The following is a 21,151-nucleotide window of genomic DNA, read 5'->3' on the forward strand; positions in this document are numbered from 1 at the left end:
GACGGGTTCGATCGCGGACAGGAGACTATTCCTTAATTCCCCATGCGCCGAGCCAGTCGGGTACAAGCCTCCGAATTCAGATCGTGCCAACTGACCCTATACAAAAATTTCCAGGACCCCGTTGGAAACCAGCATCCCCCTCGTGCTGAAGCGCAGGATCTCCCCTTCCCGCAGGAGGATCCCGCCCTTCACGAAGGGTTCCAGCTGCGCTTCCCAGGCCTCGGCCAGGGGGGTCAGGTTCAGGGCCGCGGCGCGGGCGCGCAGGTCGCCCCAGTGGACGCCCCGGTGCATGCGCAGGCCCAGGAGCGGGATCTCGGCCAGGGCTTCGGCGGCGTCCAGTTCCTGGACCTGGGGCTCGCCCCGGTCCTCGGCCCAGGCGGTGATGACGCCGGTTTCGGTCCAGCGCCAGTCGCCCATCTGGGAGGCGGCGCTGGGGCCCAGGCCCAGGTAGGGCCGGCGCTCCCAGTAGCGGGTGTTGTGGATGGAGGCCTGGCCGGGCCGGGCGTAGTTGCTCACCTCGTAGGCCTCGAGGCCCAGGGGGGGCAGCGCGGCCTGCAGGGCCTCGAACACGTCGGCCACCTCGTCGTCGGTGGGCAGGGTGAGCTTTCCCGATTCCACCTGGCCCCGCAGGGGGCAGGCCTTGTCCAGGTCCAGGAGGTAGATGGAGAGGTGGGAGGCGCCCGCCTCCACCAGGGTGCGGGCGTCCTCCAGCACCCGGTCCAGGCGCTGGCCGGGGATGCCCACCATGAGGTCGGCGCTCACCCGCGCGAACCCCGCGCGCCGTGCCCACTCCAGGGCCTCCAGGGCGGCGGCGGCGTCGTGGATGCGCCCCAGGCGCTCCAGGAGCACGTCGTCCAGCGCCTGGACGCCGAAGCTGACCCGGTCCCAGCCCAGGGCCCGGGCGGCTTCCAGCCAGGGCAGGTCGAGGGTTCCAGGGTTGGCCTCCAGGGTGGCCTCGGCCAGCCGCAGGTCGAAGGCCTCACGCGCCGCGCCGGTGAGCCGCGCGAGTTCGGAAGCCGTCAGGAGGGAAGGGGTTCCGCCGCCAAGGTACAGGGTGTCCACCGTGGGCCGGCCCAGGCGGCCGCCCCAGTCCCGCACGTCCCGCTCCAGGCGGGCCAGCACGGCCTCCTTGAGGGACTCGTCCCGGGTCGTGACAAAAGAGCAGTAGGTGCAGCGGTCCCTGCAGAAGGGCACATGCAGATAGAGCCCCAGGGGCTCCCGCGCCGCGGCCTCCCTCAGGCGGCTAGTCGAAATGGGTATCAAGGGCCTCGCACCAGAAGTGGTAGGTCATGAGGTGGATCTCCTGGATCCGGGCCGTCACCCGGCTGGGCACCACCAGGATGTCGTCGGCCAGGTCCTTGAGCTTGCCGCCGTCCCGGCCCGTGAGGACGAGGGTGCGCATGCCCAGGCCCTTCGCCGCCTCCACGGCCAGGATGACGTTGGGGCTGTTGCCGCTGGTGGAGATGCCCACCAGGAGGTCCCCGGGGCGGCCCAGGGCCTCCACCTGGCGGCTGAAGACCTGGTCGAACCCGTAGTCGTTGCCGATGGCGGTGAGGGCGGAGGTGTCAACGGTGAGGGCGATGCCCGCCAGGGCCCTCCGCTCCTTCACGTAGCGCCCGCTGAGCTCGGCGGCGAAGTGCTGGGCGTCGGCGGCGCTGCCGCCGTTGCCGCACACGAGGATCCGGCAGCCCCTCTTGAGGCGCTCGGCCATGTCGGCGGCCTGGGCGAGGATGTGGTCGGCCTCCCTTTCGAAGAAGGCCCTCTTGAGGGTGATGGATTCTTCCACGTGCTGGAGGAGCAGGCTCTTCATCGGGTTCCCTTCGCGTCCCCCAAGTTTGCCCCCTCGGGGGCTCCGATTCAAACCGCCATGCAATAATGGCCCCCTGGAGGATCCCATGGCCCCCGACACCGTTCCCGGCTTCCCCGGCGACGATCCCCTATCCGCGTGCATCGACCTGGACGTGATGGACCAGCTGCTGGGCCTGGACGACGGCGAGGTGGGGCTCCTGGAGGAGATGCTGGTCCTCTACAAGGAGGACACCCCGGGCCGCATCGAGGCCATCGGCGTCGCCCTCGCCGCGGGCGACATGGCGGACATGGCGGACGTGGCCCACGCGGTGAAGGGCTCGGCGGGCACCATGGGCGCGCCCAAGGTCCGTGCCGTCGCCGCCCACCTGGAGGGGGGAGGCCGCACCGGCCGGTGGGAAGCCCCCGCCGCCGAACTGCTGGCCCAGCTGAGGGACACCTATGCGGACTCGGTCACGGCGCTGGAAGCGTTCGTGGCCAAGCGGAAGGCAGGCTGAACCGAGCGGAGGGACCCGTGGACGCGCACCTGGATCGTCTCTTCAACCACCTGGAATGGGCTGACGGCAGACTGGCCGACGCCCTGGGGGAGGCGCCGGGGGAGGCGCTGCGCCTCTTCAGCCACGTGCTGGGCGCCGAGGCCACCTGGCTGAGCCGCATCCAGAACGGCCCCAAGGCCAAGGCGAACCCCTGGCCCGCCCTGTCCCCGGCGGAATGCGCCTCCCTGTCCGAGGCCAACGCCGAGGGCTACCGTGCGGTGCTGAAGGCCGCCACCGCCAGCCGCCTGGCCGCGCCGGTGCACTACGAGAACCTCAAGGGCGAGGAATTCTGGACGCCCTTGCGGGACATCCTCTTCCACGTGGCCACCCATGGCGTCCACCACCGGGGCCAGATCGCCCTGCTGCTCCGGCAGTCGGGGCGGGATCCGGTGGACGTGGGGTTCATCACCTTCGCCCGGGAGGAGGAGGACCCGGGGCGGTACGCCTACCTGGAGTTGGAGGCGGCTGATCTGGAGGAGGCCCTGGAGGGCAACAGCCTCGACGTGACCTGGTTCCTGGATCTGGAAACCGGCCAAATGGCCCCGGAGGAGGGCCTGGGCGGAGACAAGCTCCCCATCGAGCCGCTGCCGCCCCGGGACCGTTTCACCATCATGGAGGACTTCGCGGCGGCCCTACCCGAAGGCGAAGCCGCCCGGGCCCTGGAGCGGGCCCTGCGCCTGCCCAAGCCCTTCCGCGCCTTCCGGGACACCCTGCGGGACTTCCCGGAGCTGGAAAAGCAGTGGCACGCGTTCCACGAGGCCGGCATGCGAAGGCTGGCCCAGGACTGGCTCGACGAGAACCTGCCCGGCTCGCGTCTCGTCTAGAAGACCTTGACGCCTGCCGTGCCCTTGGGAGGCGGCTGGTCGCTGATCTGGGTGCGCCCCGCGGCGTCCACCCACTGGAAGAGCCTGCTGGTGCGGGGCTGGGGCTCGGGTGCGGCGGCGGGGGCCACGGCCTTCTCGCTCACGTCGAAGCCGCCCCGGCCCTTCTTCAGCAGGGCCATGGACCCCGCGGCGCCGGGGTCCGGCTGCACCAGGCGCTTGGCGTAGAGGTTCAGGACCCGGGGCACGTAGGCCCGCGTCTCGGCGAAGGGGGGGATGCCCTTGTACTTGATGACGTTGTTCTCGCCCGAGTTGTAGGCGGCCACCACGCGGGTCAGGTCGCCCTGGAAGGCGTTCATGAGCCACCGCAGGTACTTCACGCCTCCGGTGATGTTCTGCTGGGGGTCGAAGGGGTCCAGGACGCCGAAGCGCTCGGCGGTCTGGGGCATGAGCTGCATGAGGCCCAGGGCCCCGGCCCGGCTGCGGGCCTTGGTGTAGAACGCGCTCTCGGCCTGGATGACGGCCCGGGCCAGGTAGGGGTCCACGCCCTCCGCGGTGGCGATGCTGTCCACCATGGCCAGCAGTTCGGGGCTCTTGAGCACCTTGGCCATCTGCGAGCTGGTGATGGCCAGGCGGATGTGGCCCACGCCCACGTGCTTGAGGGTGAGCCCCTGCCCCTTCATGTAGGACGGGGGCAGGTTGTTGATGACGGTGTTCCCGTTGCGGTCGAAGTAGGTGTAGAGGTAGGTCTGGCCGCGCCGGGCGGGACCGGCCGCCTGGGCGGCGCCGGTGAGCGAGAGGATGGCGAGGACGGCGCGCTTCATTTGCTATTAATCCCAGTAGCCAGTTTAACCCTGTTGCCTAGGGATCCACTTCACATCCGCCACCCCCGACACCGCGTTGGCGGCCCGGGCCAGGGAGAAGAGCCAGTCGCTGAGCCGGTTCAGATAGATGAGGACGTCCGGGGGGACGCTCTCCTGGGCGCCCAGGGAAACCACGTCGCGTTCGGCCCTTCGGCAGACCGTTCGGGCCCAGTGGGCGTAGGCGGAACCCTGGCAGCCGCCCGGCAGGACGAAGGCGGTCATGGGCGGCGCCAGCGCGGTGAGCCGGTCGATGTCCGCCTCCATGTCCTCGATGGGCCAGCTGCGGCGGGTCATGCGCTGGTCCAGCAGCCCCGAGCACTGCGCCGGCGTGGCGAGCATGGCGCCCAGGCCGAAGAGGTCGTGCTGCACGGTCTGGATGCGGTCGCTGAGGCCCGGGGGCAGGTGGAGGTCCAGCACGCCCAGCAGGCTGTTCAGCTCGTCCACGGCGCCGTAGGCCGCCAGGCGCAGGTGGTCCTTGGGCACCCGCTCCCCCCCGAAGAGCCCGGAGACCCCTTCGTCCCCGGTGCGCGTATAGATCTTCATCGCAACCTCACTCGTGCCGTTTGCTCCAGGCCACGGTATCAGCACGCCACTCCCGGAGCGACTCCATATCGCGCGCGTCCAGGATGCCCTTGTCCTGGGCTCTGGCGGCCAGCTCGGGGAAGGTGGCCAGCACCTTCAGCTCCACGGCGGCCTCCCGGAAGGCGGCCTCGGCCTGGGGCAGGCCGTAGCTGAACAGCGCGAGGACCTCCGCCACCTGGGCGTCCTCGTGGCGGAGGGCCTCCACGCACTTGATGCTGGAGCCGCCGGTGGAGATGAGGTCCTCGATGAGCACCACCCGGTGGCCGTCGGTGTGGGGCCCTTCCACCTGGCGGCCCATGCCGTGCTTCTTGGGCTCGGGGCGCACGTAGGCCATGGGCAGGCCCAGTTCGTCGGCCACCAGGGCGGCCCAGGCGATGCCGGCGGTGCTGGTGCCGGCGATGAGGGTGGGATTGGCCCGGGCCGCGGCCTCGGCCAGGGCCTTGCGGATCTGTCCGCGCAGGTCCGGGAAGCCCAGGAGCTGGCGGTTGTCGCAGTAGATGGGCGACCGCAGGCCCGAAGCCCAGGTGAAGGGGCTCCGGGGCGAGAGGCGCACGGCCCCCGCGTCCAGCAGGCCTGCGGCGAGATCGAGCATGGGGGCTCCTTATTTGACGACGATGCTCACCAGCTTGCCGCCGGGGGGCACCACGACCTTGACGACCTCCTTGCCCTCCAGGTGGTGGAACGCTTCGGGGCAGGCCAGGGCTGCGGCGCGGCGTTCGGCCTCGGTGGCCGAGGCCGGCACCAGGATGCGGCCGCGGACCTTGCCGTTCACCTGCACCACCACCGTCACCTCGTCGGCCGAAAGCCACGCGGGGTCGGCCACGGGCCAGGCGGCGTGCATGCAGAAGCCCTCGTGGCCGAGGGTCTGCCACAGCTGCTCGGCCAGGTGGGGCGCGGCGGGGCTCAGCATGAGGGTGAAGACCTCGAGCGCGTGCTGCATGACCGCGCCCCGGTGCGGGGCGTCCGCGGGCAGGTCGGCCAGGGCGTTGGAGGTCTCCATGAGGCTCGACACCAGGGTGTTGAACTGGTAACGGTGGTCCAGGTCGTCGGTGACCTTGTGGAGGGTCTGGTTGAGCTTGACCAGGAGGGTCTTCTCCTCGGCGGTGAGCTGGTCCTTGGCGGGGAGGGGCTCCCGGGTGGGCACGTGCTCCTCCACCATGCGGGTGGCGCGGCGCAGGAAGCGGGTGGCTCCGTCGATGCCCTCGAAGCCGGTCCAGTCGATCTCCTTCTCGATGGGCGCCGCGAAGATCATGAACAGGCGCAGGGCGTCCGCGCCGTACTTCGCGATGACCTCGTCGGGATCGACGATGTTGCCCTTGGACTTGGACATCTTGAAGCCGTCCTTGAGCACCATGCCCTGGCAGATGAGCTTCTTGAAGGGTTCGTCCCCCGAGGCCAGGCCCAGGTCGCGCATGATCTTGTGGAAGTACCGGGCGTAGATGAGGTGCATGGTGGCGTGCTCGATGCCGCCGATGTAGAGGTCCACAGGGCTCCAGGCGTCGGCCTCGGCCTTGGCGAAGGGGAGCTCCGCGTTCTTCGGGTCCAGGTAGCGCATCCAGTACCAGCTGGAGTCCACGAAGGTGTCCATGGTGTCCGTCTCGCGCCGCGCGGGCCGTCCGCAGGCGGGGCAGGCGCAGTCCAGGAAGGTGGGCGAGGTGAGCAGCGGCGAGGCGCCGGCGCCCGCGAAGGCCACGTCCTCGGGAAGGCGGATGGGCAGGTTCTCGGCCTTCTCGGGCACCACGCCGCAGTGCGGGCAGTGCACGGTGGGAATGGGCGTGCCCCAGTACCGCTGGCGGGACAGGCCCCAGTCCTTGAGTTTGAAGGTGATGGCCTTCTCGGCGCGCCCGTCGAGCCGGGCGACCATGGCGTCCACCGCCGCCTCGGAGGTCATGCCGTCGAATTCGCCGGAGTTCACGAGGATGCCGGGCTCCCAGGGGTTCTCGCTCTCGATGACCTTGGGGATGGGCAGGCCGTACTTCTCGGCGAAGGCGTGATCGCGTTCGTCGTGGGCGGGCACGCCCATGACCGCGCCCGTGCCGTAGTCCATGAGGACGTAGTTGGCGGCGAAGATGGGGATCTTCTCCCCCGTGAAGGGGTGGATGGCCTCCAGCCGGGAGCGGAAGCCCAGCTTGATGTCGCTCATGAGGCGGTCCTCGCGGCTCATGGCGGCCACCTGGTCGCAGAAGGCCTTGAGGCCGGGGTCGGATTCCGCCGCCTTGACGATGAAGGGGTGCTCGGTGGACAGGGCCATGAAGGTCACGCCGTACAGGGTGTCCAGGCGGGTGGTGAACACCTGCACCGTCTCCCCGTCGGCGAGGTCGAAGGTCAGGCGCGCGCCCTCGGACTTGCCGATCCAATGCCGCTGCATGGCCTTGACGTTCTCGGGCCAGTCCAGCTGGGCGTGGCCGGCCAGGAGCTCGTCGGCGTACTTGGTGATGGCGAAGAAATACTGCTCCAGCGCCTTCTGCACCACCGGGTGCCCCGTGCGCTCGTCCTTGCCGTCCACCACCTGCTCGTTGGCCAGCACCGTGCCCAGGGCCTCGCACCAGTTCACGTTGCGCAGGGCCCGGAACACGTCGCCGCGCTCCCACATCTTGAGGAAGAACCACTGGTTCCACCGGTAGTACTCGGGCAGGAACGTGGCGATCTCCCGGTCCCAGTCGTAGCTGATGCCCATCTTCTGGATCTGGCCCTTCATCTCCTGGATGTTGGCCCGGGTCCAGAGGGCGGGGTGGATGCCGTTCTTGATGGCCGCGTTCTCCGCCGGAAGGCCGAAGGAGTCCCAGCCCAGGGGGTTCATGACCTTGTCGCCCCGCATGCGCCGGAACCGCGCCACCACGTCGCCCAGGGTGTAGTTGCGCACGTGCCCCATGTGGATGCGCCCGCTGGGGTAGGGCAGCATCACCAGCATGTAGAAGGTGCGGTCGCCGGGCTTGAGCTCGGACGCGCGGGGCGCGCGGAAGGCCTGCGCCTCCATCCAGCGCTGCTGGATCAGGGATTCCTGGTGCAGGGGTTCGAAGGGCATGGGGCAGCCTCGCGGTAAACGATTAGTTTACCGGACGGGGATGGAAGGGCCAAGGTCAGCCCGCGGGCGCCGCCGTCCGCCGGTAGAAGATCACCTCCGACCCGAACCGCGGGCTCCAGCTCATCTTCCAGCGCTCCCGGCCCTCCACCTCGAACCAGGGATTGGGCGGCAGGCCCTTCATGATCATCGCGATCCCGCGCAGGTTCTTCGCCCGGGAAAGGCGCTGGGCCACGGCCATCAGGAGCTCGTCGGAGTAGAAGACCGAATCCATGTAGACCACCGTGGCGTCGGCGTAGTCGGCCTGGGCCATGTCCTGCTCGCGCTGCTCCAGGGCCTTCCCCGCGAGCAGCCCCCGCTCCTCCAGGAGCCTTTGCGCGGCCTTCCCGATGGCGATGCGGGAGGAGGCCAGCTCCACCCCCACCGCCTTGCGCAGCGGCGTGGTGAGGAGGGCCTGCATGAGGAAGAACCCCCGCCCGCTGCCCAGGTCGTAGAGCACGTCGTCCCCGCCCACCCCCAGCCGCCTGAGCATGAGGTCCGTGGTGGCCGGCGCCGGCTCGCCATAGATGTGGGCCTTGTCCTCCTTGAGCCCGGCCTCGCCGTGGGTGGCGTTCACCCGCTTGCGCTCCTCGTCCGGGGTCTCCTTGCGGAAGTCGTCGATGGAGCTGTTGGGGATCTGCTCGAAGACGTCCTCCAGATGAGCCGCGGCCACCCGCCAGGACAAGACCGGCCCCGGCCCCGCGACCCGCGGCGCCTTGCAGCCGACGAAGGCAAGCACCAGGAAGGGAGCCAGGAGAAAGGAGTGTTTGATCATCAGGGATCCCGATTCGATAAATATATAATCGAATCAAAAATGGTCCCCCAAACGTTTCTGTCAACCGGCCTTTTTGTAGCGGGGATACAGATTTTTCTTTTATCTCTTTTATCCCCGTCCATCCCCGTTTATCCCCGGCAAATTTAATCTTTAAATTGCCGAGGATAAACGGGGATGGACGGGGATCAAAAAGGATAAATAAATCAAATATCCTCGTAATCCGGGGACGCCCGACGAACCAGTTGCCCGCAGGCCCCGGCCACGTCCTGCCCCCGGCTCCGCCGGACGCTCACAGTGATGCCCCGGCCCGCCAGGATCCCGCACAGCTCCACGATCCGTTCCTCCCCGGGCGGCTCGAAGCCCGAGCCCTCGTGGGGGTTGAAGGGGATGAGGTTCACCTTGGACGGGAACCGCGCCGCGAAGGCGGCGAGGCGCTCACCGTCCTCCAGGGTGTCGGTGACGCCCTTGAGCAGGACGTACTCCAGCGTGATCCGCTCCCCGTGCTCCAGGGGGAAGGCCTTGAGGGCCTCGGCCAGGGCCTCCAGGTTCCAGGCGCGGTTCACCGGCATGATGCTCGAGCGGTACGCGTCGGTGGTGGCGTTGAGGCTGAGCGCCAACCGGGGCCTGGGCTTGAACGCGGCCAGGCGCTGGATGCCGGTGACCAGGCCCGAGGTGGACAGGGTGATGCGCCTGGGGGCGATGCCCAGGCCTTCGGGGTCCGTGAGGAGGGCGAAGGCGGCCATGAGGTTGTCCAGGTTGTGGAGCGGCTCGCCCATGCCCATGAAGACCAGGTTCACCGCCTCGTCCGGGCCGTGGCCGTGGGCGTTGAGCATGGCCACCACCTGGCCCGCGATCTCGCCGGGGGTGAGGTTGCGCTTGATGCCCATGAGCCCCGTGGCGCAGAAGGTGCAGCCCATGGCGCAGCCCACCTGGCTGGAGAGGCACAGGGTGGTGCGCTTTCCGTAGGGCATGTGGACGCCCTCCACCTGGGCGCCGTCCTCCAGGAGGAAGGCGTGCTTGGTGGAGCCGTCCTCGCTGGGCACGCTCTCGCTGATGCCGGGCCACTCCAGGCGCACCTCGCGTTCCAGCCTGGCGCGCAGGTCCCTGGAGAGATTGGTGAACTGCTCCCAGGCGGTCCACCGCATGCGGTAGAGGCCGTGGTACAGCTGGGCGGCGCGGAAGGACCGCTCGCCCAGGGCGGCCACCAGGGCCCGCAGGTGCGGGAGGCCCATGCCGGCGGCGTTGGGGCGGGGGCCCGCGGCGAGTTCGGGGGCGGGCTCGTGGAACGTCACATCGAGATCCGGAAGGTGCGCAGGAAGGCCTTGTCGGCCTCGCTCCACTGGCCGTCCCCGTCTCCGGCCTCATCGCTGGCCAGGGTGAAGCCGGGGGCGGTGTCCTCGTCCTCGTCCTCCCGGCGGTGGAGGGCCACGGTGGCCTCCAGCACCAGGGCGATGTCGAAGCCCTTGTCCTGGATCGCCCGGGCCAGGGCCCGGGTCTCCTCGTCCTTGGCCAGGGCCTGGACCATGGCGGAGCCGAGCCTGTCCACGATCTCTTTGAGGTTCTCGGGGATCTTCATGGCCGCCTCCGCTCCCATAGTAATGCCAGCTGGAAGGCCGATGTCACAGCCGGAACCAGTTCTTGATCTGGGCGAGCCATTCATCGCGCCGGGAATCGGCCTTGGGGGCCTCGTTCATGCGCCTGGACCGGGATTCCATGAGATCCACCAGGCGCTCCACCACCTGGGGATTGCGCTGGACGCAGGTCTCGAAGGCGGCCTTGGGCAGCTCCACCAGCTCGCAGGGGGTGGTGGCGACCACCGTGGCGCTGCGCACCGCGCCGGTGAGGAGGGAGCCTTCCCCGAACCAGTCCCCGGGCTTGAGGTCGGCCAGCACCTCCCAGTAGAGGCCGGTGTAGGGTTCGGTCCGTTCGGCCACCCGCACCACCTGGAGGTCGCCCTGCATGACCATGAACAGGGATTCGCCCAGGTCGCCGGCCCGGATCACCCCTTCGCCCGGGGCGGCCCGGCGCAGGATCATGCCTTCCCGGAGTTCGTCGGCCCATTCCTCCGGAAGCCCGATGCGTTCCAGGATCCCGGGGATGGCCCCCTCGGGAAGGACGATGGGGGTGGAGCGGGGGGTGGTGGCGCCGTGGGGTCCCAGGAGGGGCACGCCCAGGCGGTTCAGCACCGTCTGGCACAGGCGCACCGCCTGGTAGGTGGCGGCCCGCCCGTGGCGCCAGCCCAGGGCCCACCAGCGCAGTTCCAGCACCACCCCGCCCATGTCGAAGCTGTGGGTGACCACCTCGGGCTTGCGGTGCGGGTAGTGGGGGATGCCGCCCAGGGCCTGCTCCAGGGCGGCCAGCGTGGCCACCATGGGCCCGTGGGGCTCCACCGTCACCTTCAGGGTGCGCCGGTGGAGGCCGGAGGGGGCGTAGAGGTTGGTGACCACCGCCTGGGCCAGGACGCGGTTGGGGAACACGGTGGTGTCGCCGTTCTCCGTAATGATCTGAACGGACCGCCAGGTCATGGTCTCCACCTGCCCGACGAACGTCTCCTGCCCCGCGGCGTTGCGCAGGTTGCCGGTGACCTCGATCCAGTCGCCGGGCCGGAAGGCCTCGTCCAGGTTCAGGGAGATGCCCGCGAAGAGGTTGCCCAGGGTCTCCTGGAGCGAGAGGCCCACCACGGCCGCCGCGATGGCGCCGGTGCCCAGGATGGCGCCCAGGTTCACCCCGCCCGCCTTGTGCAGCAGCAGCACCCCGGCGCCCACGTACAGCGCGAAGACCACCAGGTCCCGGGCGAACCCGGGCACGGCGGTCTCCCGGTTGCTCAGCAGGGGGTCCAGGAGGACGTAGGTGAAGATGCGGATCCCCAGGTAGGCGCCCACGATCCAGAACAGGGTGCCCGCCGCCTGGATGAACCGGGGATGCGCATGCTGGGTGCCCAGCACGTAGGCGCCCAGGCCCAGGGCCAGGAGCAGCAGGCCGAAGGCGGCGATCCGGCGGGTGGAACTCACGGCCCTGCGGAGGTCTCGGAACATGCCCCTGATCCTACCGCTTCCGGAGGTGGCTCCAAAGGAACCAGGCGATCCCCGCCAGGATGACCAGGCCGATGACCAGGTCCAGGCGGTGGAACCAGACGCCCAGGGTGTCCCACTTCTCGCCCAGCTTGTAGCCCACCCAGGCCAGGCCCAGGCACCAGGGCAGGCTGCCGGCGAAGGTGTACACGTGGAACTTCGTGCGGTCCATCTTGGCGATACCGGCGGGCAGGGCGATGAAGGTGCGCACCACCGGAAGCATGCGGCCGATGAGGATGGCCCAGTGCCCGAAACGTTCGAAGAACCGGTGGGCCTGGTCCAGGTGGTCCAGGTTCAGGAGGATGTACTTGCCGTACTTCTCCACCGCCCTGCGGCCGCCCCAGGCCCCCAGCTCGTAGGCGGGGATGGAGCCGAGGTTGCACCCCAGGGCGCCGAAGACCCCGGCGATCCACACCTGGGTCATGGGGCTGCCCGCCCCCAGCCCCAGGAAGGTCATCTGCCCCTTGAAGGCGAGGAACCCGGCGAAGGGCATGATCACTTCACTGGGAAGGGGGATGCAGGCGCTCTCGATGCCCATGAGGAGGGAGACGCCCATGGGGCCCATGGCTGCCATCACGGTGGTCATCCAGACGATGATCGGGGCGAGGATTTTATGAAGCAAAGGGGTCTCCTGAACCCTCTAGCCTAACCTGGATAGACTGGAAACATGACTGAAGACCTTGTCCGCAACCGAAAGGCCCTGCACACCTTCCACATCGTCGACACCTGGGAGGCCGGCGTGGCCCTGCTGGGCACGGAAGTGAAGGCCCTGCGCGGCGGCCACGGCCAGCTGCAGGACGCCTACGTGGACACCGCCGGGGGCGAGCTCTGGCTCAAGCAGGCCAACATAAGTCCCTATGAATTTGGCACCTACGCCAACCATGACCCCCTGCGGCCCCGAAAGCTCCTGCTGAACCGCGCCGAGATCGACAAGATCGTCGCCAAGGCCACCCGCAAGGGCTACACGGTGATCCCGCTGGCCATCTACCTCAACCCCAGGGGCCGCATCAAGGTGCGCATCGCCCTGGCGGAAGGCAAGACCCTGGGCGACAAGCGGGAGGCCCTGAAGGAACGGGAACAGAAGCGGGAAATGGACCGGGTTCGCAAAGGGGATCGTGAATGATTGATGTTCATGAAGCATTAAATCTTCGGGAAGCCAACATGGTGGCCACCTACCTGGAGGACCAGGGCATCCTCGCGGATGTGCGCGGCGGGGCCTACCAGGCCGTGGTGGGGGAACTCATCAACATCCGCGGCACGCTGCCCCGGGTGTGGGTCCTGGACGACGGGGAGGCGGAGCGGGCGAAGCAGCTGGTGGCGGCCTTCGTGGCGTCCCTGCGGGACGCACCGGCGGGCGAACCGTGGGTCTGCGCCTGCGGAGAGACCCTGGAACCGCAGTTCCAGTCCTGCTGGAAGTGCCAGGCCGCCCGGCCCTGATCCGGAACGCGCAGCGCCCGGCGGCTCAGTGCCTGAGCTTCCAGATGTCCTGGAAGATGATGAGGGCGAACAGGCAGACGAAGAAGAGGAACCCGCCGGTGAGGATCCGTTCCTTCACCAGGTTCGACAGGTCCTTGCCCCGGATCTTCTCGAAGATCAGCAGCGCCGCGTGGCCGCCGTCCAGGAAGGGGATGGGCAGGGCGTTGAGGACGGCCAGGTTCATGGAGATCAGGGCGATGAGGCCCATGAACTGCATGAGGCCGGCCTTCGCCGCACGGCTGCCCGCACGGACGATGGTGATGGGTCCGCCCACCTCCTTGAAGCTGACCTTGCGGGTGGCGAGCTTGCCGAAGCTCTCCAGGATGTCCCAGCCGAGGCGGGCGCTGCCCACCACCGCGAACGCGGCGCCCGAACCCAGGTCCCGGACCTGCAGGGGGCGCCGGTCGAAGATCCAGTTGGACGGTTCGAAGCCCACGCCGATCTTGCCCGTGCCGCCCACGTCCTTGGGGGTCAGCGTGAGCGTGCGGCTGATGCCCTCCCGGTCCACGGTCACGGGAATGGCCTTGCCCGGGCGGGCCCGGATGTAGGCGATGGCCTCCTCGTTGCTGCTGCCGGGGAACTGCAGGTCCCCGAAGCGGGTGATCTGGTCCCCGGTCCTCAGGCCGCCTTCGGCGCCGGGCATCCCGGAGGCCACGTCCACCACCATGAGGGGGGAGGGAAGCGGGCGAATGGCCGTGGTGCGGGCGTTGTTGACGCCCAGGAAGAAGAAGATCACGACGGTGATGAGGATGTTGGCGAGGATGCCGCCGGAATAGAAGGCCAGGCGCTTCCAGGCGGGCTGGGCCAGGAAGCCGTGGGGGTCCTCGGCCTCGGGTTCCTCGGGGTTGTAGCCGGCCAGGCGAACGTAGCCGCCCAGGGGAAGAAGGGACAACCGGACGTCCGTTTCCTTCCAGGCGAACCCCGCCAGCCGGGGTCCGAAGCCCAGGGAGAACACCTCCACCGGCAGGCCCATCCACTTGGCGACGAGGAAGTGGCCCAGTTCATGGAAGAAGATGAGGCCCACCAGGAGCACCACCGGTCCCCAGAAGCCGGCGCCGGGGATGAAGGAGACCAGGATGAGGGCAGGAACCGTGGTGATCAATCGCTTCATGGGTTTCCTTGACGGGTGTGTTGAGCTATCCAGGTGCGGGCGGCGGCCCGGGACCGGCGGTCGGTATCCATCACCTGATCCAAAGTATGGGCCTGTTCGGCCGGGATGGCGGAGAGGATGGCCCCGCAGCAGGCCTGGATGGACCAGAAGCCGATCCTGCCGTCCAGGAAGGCGGCCACAGCTTCCTCATTGGCGGCATTGAGGATGGCCGGCGCGGTGCCCCCGGCCGCCAGGGCCTGGTAGGCCAGGGCGAGGCAGGGGAATTTGGCGAGGTCCGGGGGCTCGAAGGTCCAGGTGCGGGCGGCGTCCCAGTCGTACGGCCGCACCGGGCCGGGCAGGCGATCGGGATACAGCAGGGCGTACTGGATGGGCAGCTTCATGTCGTTGGCGCACACCTGCAGCTGGTAGGTGCCGTCATGGAACCCCACCATGGCGTGGACCTGGCTCTGGGGGTGGATGGTCACGGAGATCCGGTCGGCGCCGAGGCCGAAGAGGAAGGCCGCCTCGATTACCTCCAGGCCCTTGTTCATCAGGGTGGCGGAATCGATGGTGATCTTGGGTCCCATCTTCCAGGTGGGGTGGTTGAGGGCCTGCTGGATGGTGGCGGCCCGCACGGCGCCGGGATCCCAGTCCCGGAAGGGGCCGCCGCTGGCGGTGATGCGCACCTCGCGCACGTCGCCGGGGGCGTGGCCGGCCAGGAGCTGGTGCAGGGCCGCGTGCTCGGAATCCACGGGGAGCAGCTCGCCGCCGCCCGCCTCCAGGGCCTGGCGCATGAGGGCGCCGCCCACCACGAGGCTTTCCTTGTTGGCCACGCAGACCCGCAGGCCGGCCCGCAGGGCGGCCTCGGCGCTGGCCAGGCCCGTGGCCCCCACCACGGCCGCCAGGACCGTGTCGGCCCCGGATTCCAGGGCGCAGGCCCGGAGGCCGTCCATTCCGTGGAGGATGTCGGGCCGGTAGGAGAGCTGGCCGGCCAGCCACTGGGCGTCCTCGGGCCCGGCGATGGACACCAGCCGGGGCCTGAAGCGCTCGCACTGGGCCAGGAGAAGGTCCCGGTTGCGCCCAGCGGCCAGGGCGGTGACCTCCAGGCGGTGCGGGTGCGCCGTCACCACGTCCAGGGTGGAGGTGCCGATGGAGCCGGTGGATCCCAGGAGGGCGATCTTGCGCATGGATCAGTTCAGTCCGTGGACGAAGTGGATGTAGGCATAGAACACCGGGGCGGCGAAGGCCAGGCTGTCCAGGCGGTCCAGCATGCCGCCGTGGCCGGGGATGGAGATCCCCCCCATGTTGGAATCCTTGGCTCCCGCGCTGCGCTTCCACATGCTCTCCACCAGGTCGCCCATGAGGCCGGCCAGGCCCAGCAGGAGGCCGATGGCCAGGGCGTCCACCGCCGACCAGTGGGTGCAGAAGAAGGCCTTGATGAGGAAGGACGCCAGGACGTTGCCCGCGAGGTTGCCCCCCACGCCTTCCCAGGTCTTCTTGGGGCTCACCCGGGGCGCCAGCTTGTGCCGGCCCAGGAGGCTGCCCACGAAGTACGCGCAGGTGTCCCCGAGCCAGGTGATGAGGAACAGGGCCAGCACCAGGCGCCCGCCGGCGTTGGATTGGGCCGGGTCCTCGAACATGAACAGCCGCATCATGAAGCCGGTGCCCAGGCCCAGGTAGATGGCCCCCATCCAGGTGATGGCCTGGCTGGGGAGGGCCTTTTCCAGGTCCCGGTCGAAGAACAGGGCGCCGAAGTGGATGACCAGGGCCGAGCCCGTGAGCACCAGCCACAGGGGCAGGGGGTCCGTGGCGTCCCGGCCCAGCAGGTAGAAGTGGAGCAGGAAGGCCCAGCCCGCCAGCGTCCCGGCCAGGAAGGAGGGATTGAAGCCCATCTTCCGTCCCATGAGGGTGAATTCGTGCTGGGCCATGAGCAGCGCCCCGGCCAGGAGGCCCAGGAAGACGGCCTTGGCCCAGGCCTGGGCACCCAGGTAGAGCAGGGTGAAGAAGAAGACCGCGAACACCAGGGCGGTGCCCACCCGCACGGCGAGGTTGCCCTTGTCGATGCCGGTGCGCTTGGGGGGAGGGGCAGGGGTCATGGGGACTCCGCTCAGATTCCGCCGAAGCGGCGCTCGCGCTGGGAATAGGCTTCGAGGGCTTCCCGGAGCTGGGGGCCCCGGAAGTCGGGCCAGAGGCACTCGGTCATGTAGAACTCGGCGTAGGCCGCCTGCCAGAGCAGGAAGTTGGAAATGCGAAGTTCACCGGAGGTGCGGATGAGCAGGTCCACGTCCGGGGCACCGGCGGTCCAGAGACGGCTCGCCAGGGCGGCCTCGTCCAGGTCCGCGGCCGGAACGCCGTCTTCGATGCACTTCCGGGCCGCCGTGGCCAGTTCGAGCCGGGAGCCGTAGTTCACGGCCAGGTGGAAGACCATCCCGGTGTGTGCGGCCGTTTGTTCCTCCAGGGTCCGCAGGTCCTTGAGGATCCCCTCCGGAAGCCCTTCCGGGGCCCCCAGGTGGTGGAAGCGGATGCCCCGCTTCCTCAGCTTGGGAAGGAACATCCGCAGATACATGCGCAGCAGGGCCATCAGGACGGCCACTTCCTGGGCGGGGCGCTTCCAGTTCTCCGTGGAGAAGGCGTAGAGGGTGAGGTGGCCGATGCCCGCGTCGGACGCGGCGTCCAGGATGTCCTGGACCGCCCGCACACCTTCCTTGTGGCCCTTGATGCGTGGCCAGCCGCGCTGTGCGGCCCAGCGGCCGTTGCCGTCCATTATTAATGCGACGTGGCGAGGTACGCTCACAAGCCCATCCCGGCAACAGGTGTGTGGTTCTTCAAGCCAGTCATCTCCAGGCGGTTGGCACAAGGGCGTCCCGGGGCGGGACGGGGTGGACGGATAACGCGGATTCTAGCATGGGCGGTCCCGGGCCTTCCTCCCGCGTGAGACAATTTCGCTGCGGTAGTTAGGTCGGAATTGCAGGGATACGGTAATCTAATTCATTCCTTAGAATCGGGAACCCCCTGATGGTCCAATTCAACACGCGAGCCAATGAGATCCTGCTGAAGCTGGTCTATTACGGGCCGGGGCTTTCCGGCAAGACGACCAACCTGCAGGCGCTCCACGCCATGTGCTCCGAGTCCAACCGGGGCGAGATGTTCTCCGTGAACACCCAGGAGGACCGGACGCTCTTCTTCGACCTGCTGCCCATCAACCTGGGCTACATCTACGGGAACGCCATCCACCTCCAGATCTACACGGTGCCCGGGCAGGTGCAGTACGACGCCAGCCGGCGGGTGGTGCTGGGCGGCTCGGACGGGGTGGTCTTCGTGGCCGATTCCAGCGAAGCCAAGATGCAGGAGAACGTCGACTCGCTCTCCAACCTCTACCACAACCTCAACGCCAACCGGCTCAACATCAAGCAGATACCCTTCGTCCTCCAGTACAACAAGCGGGACCTGGACGACGCCATGCCCGTGGGGGTCATGAACCGGCGCCTGAACTTCAGGTCCGTGCCCTACTTCGAGTCCGTGGCCAGCCGCGGGGAAGGGGTGCTGGACACCTTCCTGGCCATCGCCCGGGAGACGGTGGGCACCACCTTCCGGAAATACCACCTCGACAAGAAGATCAAGGACTTCGACGAGATGCTCAATCTCATCGATTCCAACATCAAGTCCAGCATGCGCGAGCTCCCGAAGGCCGCCGAGCCGGTGGCGCCCCCCCAGGAATCCACCGTGCTCCGCCACAGCGGCGTCTCCATCACGGATCTGGCCCCGGGCAAGGTGGCCGACGCCCAGGATCTCCTGGAAGACGCCATCACCTCCAACATGGAGACCGCCCGGCTCTACTCCGAGCTGCGCACCGTCAAGGACTCCCTGGAAAAGAAGAACGAGGAGCTGCGCCAGATCTACGGCCAGCTCGAGCGCGCCAACCAGGACAACCTCAAGACCCGAAGGTACCTGGAAGGCCTGATCCAGAGCGTCGGGGAGGCCATCGTCTCCTTCAGCGCCGATGGGCGGATCCTCACGTGGAATTCGGCCGCCGAGCGGATCTTCGGGTACGCCCGGGCGGAAATCGTCGGCCGCACCCTGCAGCAGCTGGCGCCGGCCTCCCGGGCCGGCGAGCTGGAACAGGCCATCGCCCAGGTGGCCAAGGGCCAGCTCATCCGCGACATGCCCACGGTGCGCCTGCGCAAGGACGGCACGGAGTTTCCGGCCCGGATCACCTACGCCCCCATCCGCGGCAGCGACGACCGGGTCCTGGCCTACTCCGCGCTGATCCGGGACGAAGGGGAGCGCCAGGCCCTGGAGGCCCGCCTCACCCAGGCCCAGGGCGCCTCCGCCCTGGCCCGCATCCTGCCGCCGATGCTCAACGAGGTGGCCAACCGCCTCAGCCCGATGGTCCTCCAGCGGGACCTGCTCCTGGAGGGGGCCGATCCCGCCCTGGCGCCGCGCCTGACCAAGGCCCTGGCCGGGGTGGACCACGCGCAGCTGCTCCTGAAGCCGCTCTTCATGCTGTTCTCGCCCTCCTCCCCCCGCATGGAGGCCGCCAGCCTCAACGACCTGGTGCAGGAATGCGCCCGGCGCGTGGAAGGCGAAGCCGCCGCCGCGGGCGTCTCCCTGGAACTCTCCCTCGACCCGGTCCTCGAGCCCACGTCCCTGGACGTGGCGATGGTCCGGGAGGCCGTCCTTTGCCTGCTGCGGGCGGGGATCCGGGCCTCGGCCAGGTCCGCCGCCAGGCGCCTGCGCGTGGGTACCCGGCAGACCGCCGCGGGCCAGCAGCTGGTGGCGCAGGACACCGGGCCCGCGCTTTCCGAGGCCGAGTCGCGCGGCATCTTCGAAATCGATCAGGCCACCGACGTGGACTCCCTGGGCATGTGCGTGGTCGCCTCGGTGGCCAAGGCCCACGGCGGGAAGGTCACCGTCCGCAGCCAGGAAGGACTCGGGAACGCATATCTGGTGGAGTTGCCCATGGCCCAAGCACCGTCCCCGTCAGCGCCCGCGAACCTCGAAGGGGTCCGCATCCTCGTGGTGGACGACGAGCAGTTCCTCCTGGAATGCCTCGTGGACGCCATCGGGTCCTGGGGTTGCGAGGTCACGCCCTGCTCCCTGGCCGCCGAGGCCATCCAGAAGCTCCAGGGCGGCGCCTACGACCTGGTGGTTTCCGATATCCGCATGCCGGGCCTCAGCGGCATCCAGCTCTACGAGTGGATCCAGGAGCACCAGCCCGCCATGGCCAGCCGGGTCCTGTTCACCACCGGCGACTCCTTCGAGCCCGAGACCCGGGCCTTCCTGGAGCGGGCCCGCCTCCCGCACCTGGGCAAGCCCTTCGACCTGAAGAAGCTCCGGCAGGCCATCCTGGACCTGCGGGCCTCCAACGCCTGAGCCTCAGTCGGCCCAGGCCCGGATCTGGTCCCAGACGTCCGATTCCGAACACTCGCCGTTGAGGATGATGGCGAAGACGTGGCCCTTGCCGTCCCGGGTCTGCAGGTAGCCGCAGGCGCTCCACACGCCGTTGAGGTGCCCGGTCTTGACCCGGATCCTGCGGGCCAGGGCGGGGTCCTTGATGTGGAGGCGGAAGGGCTCGCCCCCGATGATCTTGAGGGAACCCACCATCTCGGGGCCCACCTCGAAGTCGTGCCACGCCGCCCGCAGGACGATGGCCAAGGTGCGCGCGGAGAGGCGGTTCTCCTTGCTCAGCCCCGAGCCGTCGGTGATGGCCACCTTGTCCGGGCCCAGGCCCAGCATGGTCGAATAGAAGGTCTGGATCTGCCGGATGCCCTGGGGCCAGGTGCCGCCGCCAAAGCGCTTGACCAGCATCTCGATCATGAAGTTGTTCGAGAACTTGTTGATGTCGCCCACCAGTTCCCGCAGGGGCGGGGAACGGAAGCCCAGGAGCTTGCGGGGCTCCCCGGCCTCCACCGCCGCGCCCTCCACGGCGATGCCGTCCTGGCGCAGGATCCGCGTGAGGGTGTCCACGGCGTACCGTTCGGGTTCGGAGACCAGGCGCCCCCGGTCCCGGTTGTGGTTCACCGAAAGGGGCAGGACCGGCGGGGTGGTGTTGGCCGAGGTGTTCTCCCAGCCGTTGCCGAAATGCTGGTCGTCGAAGGCCGACTGGTCCAGCCGCACCCGGCCCTTCACGGCCGTGACGCCCCGGGCCTTGAGTTCCTCGGCCAGCAGCCAGATGCGCTCGGAGGTGAGGAGCGGGTCCCCGGCCCCCTTGAAGACGAGGTCCCCGGTCACCGTGGAGCCGCGCAGCTCCCCCCACACCTCCGTCTCGATCTCGTAGTCCGGCTTCCAGGTCTTGAGCAGGGCATAGGTGGAGAGGACCTTGGTGGTGGAGGCCGGCACCAGGGCGCGGTCGGTCTCGTAGCCCTCCAGGAGCTTTCCGGTCTGCAGGTCCCAGATGCCGGCCGAGGCCCGCACGGAGCGCGCCTCCAGGCGGCGGCCCCAGGCCGGAAGGTCCGCCGCGGCGGGCAGGGCCAGGACGAGGAAGGCGATGAGGGTCCGGATCATTTCGGGGTGGTTCCCGGCGTGGCCGACCCGGTGCCACCCTGGGCGGTGGTCTTCTTCGTTTCGTCCGTCGCGGCGCCCAGGATGGCGGCGGCCCCCTGGGCTCCGGGCACCCCGAGGAGGTTCCCGGCCGCCGAGAAGGCCCAGTCGCTGGTGAGGGTCTTGCCGTTGTAGACCCGGAAGCTGTTTTCCTGCACCTTCGTCTTCACCCCGACGATGGGCAGGCCCGTGGTGTCCCCGGAGGCCCCGGGCTGCACCGCGGTGATGAGGTCCCAGTCCCCTTCCTGGCTCATGGGGTCCTTGTAGATCCGGCGCACCACCGGGGGCCGCATCTTGCCCAGGTCCTCGAGGCTGAGCGGGTACCCGCCGGTCTTGGCGCGGTAGGCGCGGATGCCCGCGGCCATGGCCTCGCCCCGGAAGATGAGTTCGGCCTCCTGGTCCCGCTGGACCTCGGTCTTGATGGAGGGCAGGGCGGCGGTGAGGAGGATCCCCATGGCCACGATGATCGCAAGCAGCATGGCCAGGATGAACCCCCGTTCCCTGGTGGTTGTGCGAGCCATCCGGACCTC

Annotated in this window: 22 protein-coding genes; 5 read left to right on the top strand and 17 right to left on the bottom strand. The window is 68.9% G+C overall.

Annotated elements, in window-relative coordinates; translation table 11 throughout:
• Positions 1-96 precede the first annotated feature (96 nt).
• Both hemW and gmhA read right to left on the bottom strand, forming a co-directional pair.
• Positions 97-1,263, bottom strand: a complete 1,167-nt coding sequence (gene hemW / locus ACZ5LB_RS16800; protein WP_464603355.1) for a radical SAM family heme chaperone HemW — start codon at positions 1,261-1,263, stop codon at positions 97-99.
• Entirely contained in the window at positions 1,244-1,810 is a 567-nt protein-coding gene (gene gmhA, locus ACZ5LB_RS16805) for a D-sedoheptulose 7-phosphate isomerase (RefSeq protein WP_464603356.1), read from the bottom strand. The genes hemW and gmhA overlap by 20 nt, the downstream gene beginning before the upstream one ends.
• 85 nt (positions 1,811-1,895) lie before the next feature.
• Between gmhA and ACZ5LB_RS16810 the strand changes: the two genes are divergently transcribed.
• A complete protein-coding gene (locus tag ACZ5LB_RS16810; protein ID WP_464603357.1) occupies positions 1,896-2,303 on the top strand; it encodes an Hpt domain-containing protein in 408 nt (135 codons plus the stop codon).
• A 17-nt stretch (positions 2,304-2,320) separates the two neighbouring features.
• Positions 2,321-3,166: a DinB family protein gene (locus tag ACZ5LB_RS16815; RefSeq protein WP_464603358.1), complete on the top strand. Its 846-nt coding sequence runs from the start codon at positions 2,321-2,323 to the stop codon at positions 3,164-3,166.
• Here ACZ5LB_RS16815 and ACZ5LB_RS16820 read toward each other — a convergent pair.
• The 9 genes from ACZ5LB_RS16820 to ACZ5LB_RS16860 form a co-directional block, all read right to left on the bottom strand.
• Complete coding sequence (locus ACZ5LB_RS16820) at positions 3,163-3,987, bottom strand: transglycosylase SLT domain-containing protein (RefSeq protein ID WP_464603359.1); 825 nt, start codon at positions 3,985-3,987, stop codon at positions 3,163-3,165. The two genes, ACZ5LB_RS16815 and ACZ5LB_RS16820, sit on opposite strands and share 4 nt — an antisense overlap.
• Before the next feature lie 24 nt (positions 3,988-4,011).
• Positions 4,012-4,569: a cob(I)yrinic acid a,c-diamide adenosyltransferase gene (locus tag ACZ5LB_RS16825; RefSeq protein ID WP_464603360.1), complete on the bottom strand. Its 558-nt coding sequence runs from the start codon at positions 4,567-4,569 to the stop codon at positions 4,012-4,014.
• Between the two features lie 7 nt (positions 4,570-4,576).
• The gene (pyrE, locus tag ACZ5LB_RS16830; protein WP_464603361.1) at positions 4,577-5,200 is read right to left on the bottom strand and encodes an orotate phosphoribosyltransferase; all 624 of its coding nucleotides are present in this window, start codon (positions 5,198-5,200) and stop codon (positions 4,577-4,579) included.
• A gap of 9 nt (positions 5,201-5,209) precedes the next feature.
• On the bottom strand, positions 5,210-7,633 hold the full coding sequence (gene leuS, locus ACZ5LB_RS16835) for a leucine--tRNA ligase (protein ID WP_464603362.1): 2,424 nt from the start codon (positions 7,631-7,633) through the stop codon (positions 5,210-5,212).
• Positions 7,634-7,688: 55 nt separating this feature from the next.
• Complete coding sequence (locus tag ACZ5LB_RS16840; RefSeq protein ID WP_464603363.1) at positions 7,689-8,444, bottom strand: class I SAM-dependent methyltransferase; 756 nt, start codon at positions 8,442-8,444, stop codon at positions 7,689-7,691.
• Positions 8,445-8,647: 203 nt separating this feature from the next.
• Entirely contained in the window at positions 8,648-9,736 is a 1,089-nt protein-coding gene (gene rlmN, locus ACZ5LB_RS16845) for a dual-specificity RNA methyltransferase RlmN (protein ID WP_464603364.1), read from the bottom strand.
• Positions 9,733-10,020: a hypothetical protein gene (locus tag ACZ5LB_RS16850; protein ID WP_464603365.1), complete on the bottom strand. Its 288-nt coding sequence runs from the start codon at positions 10,018-10,020 to the stop codon at positions 9,733-9,735. Before ACZ5LB_RS16850 ends, rlmN begins: the two co-directional genes overlap by 4 nt.
• A 43-nt stretch (positions 10,021-10,063) precedes the next feature.
• Positions 10,064-11,479 (bottom strand): cyclic nucleotide-binding domain-containing protein, encoded by a 1,416-nt coding sequence (locus ACZ5LB_RS16855; protein WP_464603366.1) that lies wholly within the window; start codon positions 11,477-11,479, stop codon positions 10,064-10,066.
• Positions 11,480-11,489: 10 nt separating this feature from the next.
• Positions 11,490-12,137: a DedA family protein gene (locus ACZ5LB_RS16860; RefSeq protein WP_464603367.1), complete on the bottom strand. Its 648-nt coding sequence runs from the start codon at positions 12,135-12,137 to the stop codon at positions 11,490-11,492.
• A gap of 45 nt (positions 12,138-12,182) precedes the next feature.
• Between ACZ5LB_RS16860 and smpB the strand changes: the two genes are divergently transcribed.
• Positions 12,183-12,638 (top strand): SsrA-binding protein SmpB, encoded by a 456-nt coding sequence (gene smpB, locus ACZ5LB_RS16865; RefSeq protein ID WP_464603368.1) that lies wholly within the window; start codon positions 12,183-12,185, stop codon positions 12,636-12,638.
• Positions 12,635-12,952 (top strand): putative signal transducing protein, encoded by a 318-nt coding sequence (locus ACZ5LB_RS16870; protein ID WP_464603369.1) that lies wholly within the window; start codon positions 12,635-12,637, stop codon positions 12,950-12,952. The genes smpB and ACZ5LB_RS16870 overlap by 4 nt, the downstream gene beginning before the upstream one ends.
• Positions 12,953-12,977: 25 nt before the next feature.
• Here ACZ5LB_RS16870 and ACZ5LB_RS16875 read toward each other — a convergent pair whose 3' ends face one another.
• Genes ACZ5LB_RS16875 through uppS form a run of 4 tightly spaced genes read right to left on the bottom strand, consistent with a single transcriptional unit; the run spans position 12,978 to position 16,845 of the window.
• The gene (locus ACZ5LB_RS16875) at positions 12,978-14,102 is read right to left on the bottom strand and encodes a M50 family metallopeptidase (protein ID WP_464603370.1); all 1,125 of its coding nucleotides are present in this window, start codon (positions 14,100-14,102) and stop codon (positions 12,978-12,980) included.
• Positions 14,099-15,268, bottom strand: coding sequence for a 1-deoxy-D-xylulose-5-phosphate reductoisomerase (gene dxr / locus ACZ5LB_RS16880; RefSeq protein WP_464603371.1), 1,170 nt, complete (start codon positions 15,266-15,268; stop codon positions 14,099-14,101). The genes ACZ5LB_RS16875 and dxr overlap by 4 nt, the downstream gene beginning before the upstream one ends.
• Before the next feature lie 3 nt (positions 15,269-15,271).
• Entirely contained in the window at positions 15,272-16,177 is a 906-nt protein-coding gene (locus ACZ5LB_RS16885) for a phosphatidate cytidylyltransferase (RefSeq protein ID WP_464603372.1), read from the bottom strand.
• Positions 16,178-16,188: 11 nt separating this feature from the next.
• Positions 16,189-16,845 carry a polyprenyl diphosphate synthase gene (gene uppS, locus ACZ5LB_RS16890; RefSeq protein WP_464603373.1) on the bottom strand — a complete coding sequence of 219 codons (657 nt, stop codon included), beginning with the start codon at positions 16,843-16,845 and terminating at the stop codon, positions 16,189-16,191.
• 251 nt (positions 16,846-17,096) lie between these two features.
• Here uppS and ACZ5LB_RS16895 point away from each other — a divergent pair, with 251 nt between their 5' ends.
• Complete coding sequence (locus tag ACZ5LB_RS16895; RefSeq protein ID WP_464603374.1) at positions 17,097-19,454, top strand: PAS domain S-box protein; 2,358 nt, start codon at positions 17,097-17,099, stop codon at positions 19,452-19,454.
• A 3-nt stretch (positions 19,455-19,457) separates the two neighbouring features.
• Here the strand turns inward: ACZ5LB_RS16895 and ACZ5LB_RS16900 are convergent, their stop codons facing one another.
• Together ACZ5LB_RS16900 and ACZ5LB_RS16905 are read right to left on the bottom strand one after the other, a co-directional pair.
• A complete protein-coding gene (locus ACZ5LB_RS16900; protein WP_464603375.1) occupies positions 19,458-20,585 on the bottom strand; it encodes a D-alanyl-D-alanine carboxypeptidase/D-alanyl-D-alanine-endopeptidase in 1,128 nt (375 codons plus the stop codon).
• A complete protein-coding gene (locus ACZ5LB_RS16905; protein WP_464603376.1) occupies positions 20,582-21,142 on the bottom strand; it encodes a type II secretion system protein in 561 nt (186 codons plus the stop codon). Before ACZ5LB_RS16905 ends, ACZ5LB_RS16900 begins: the two co-directional genes overlap by 4 nt.
• Positions 21,143-21,151: the final 9 nt, after the last annotated feature.

It is taken from the genome of Mesoterricola sp. MK458 (assembly GCF_055384935.1).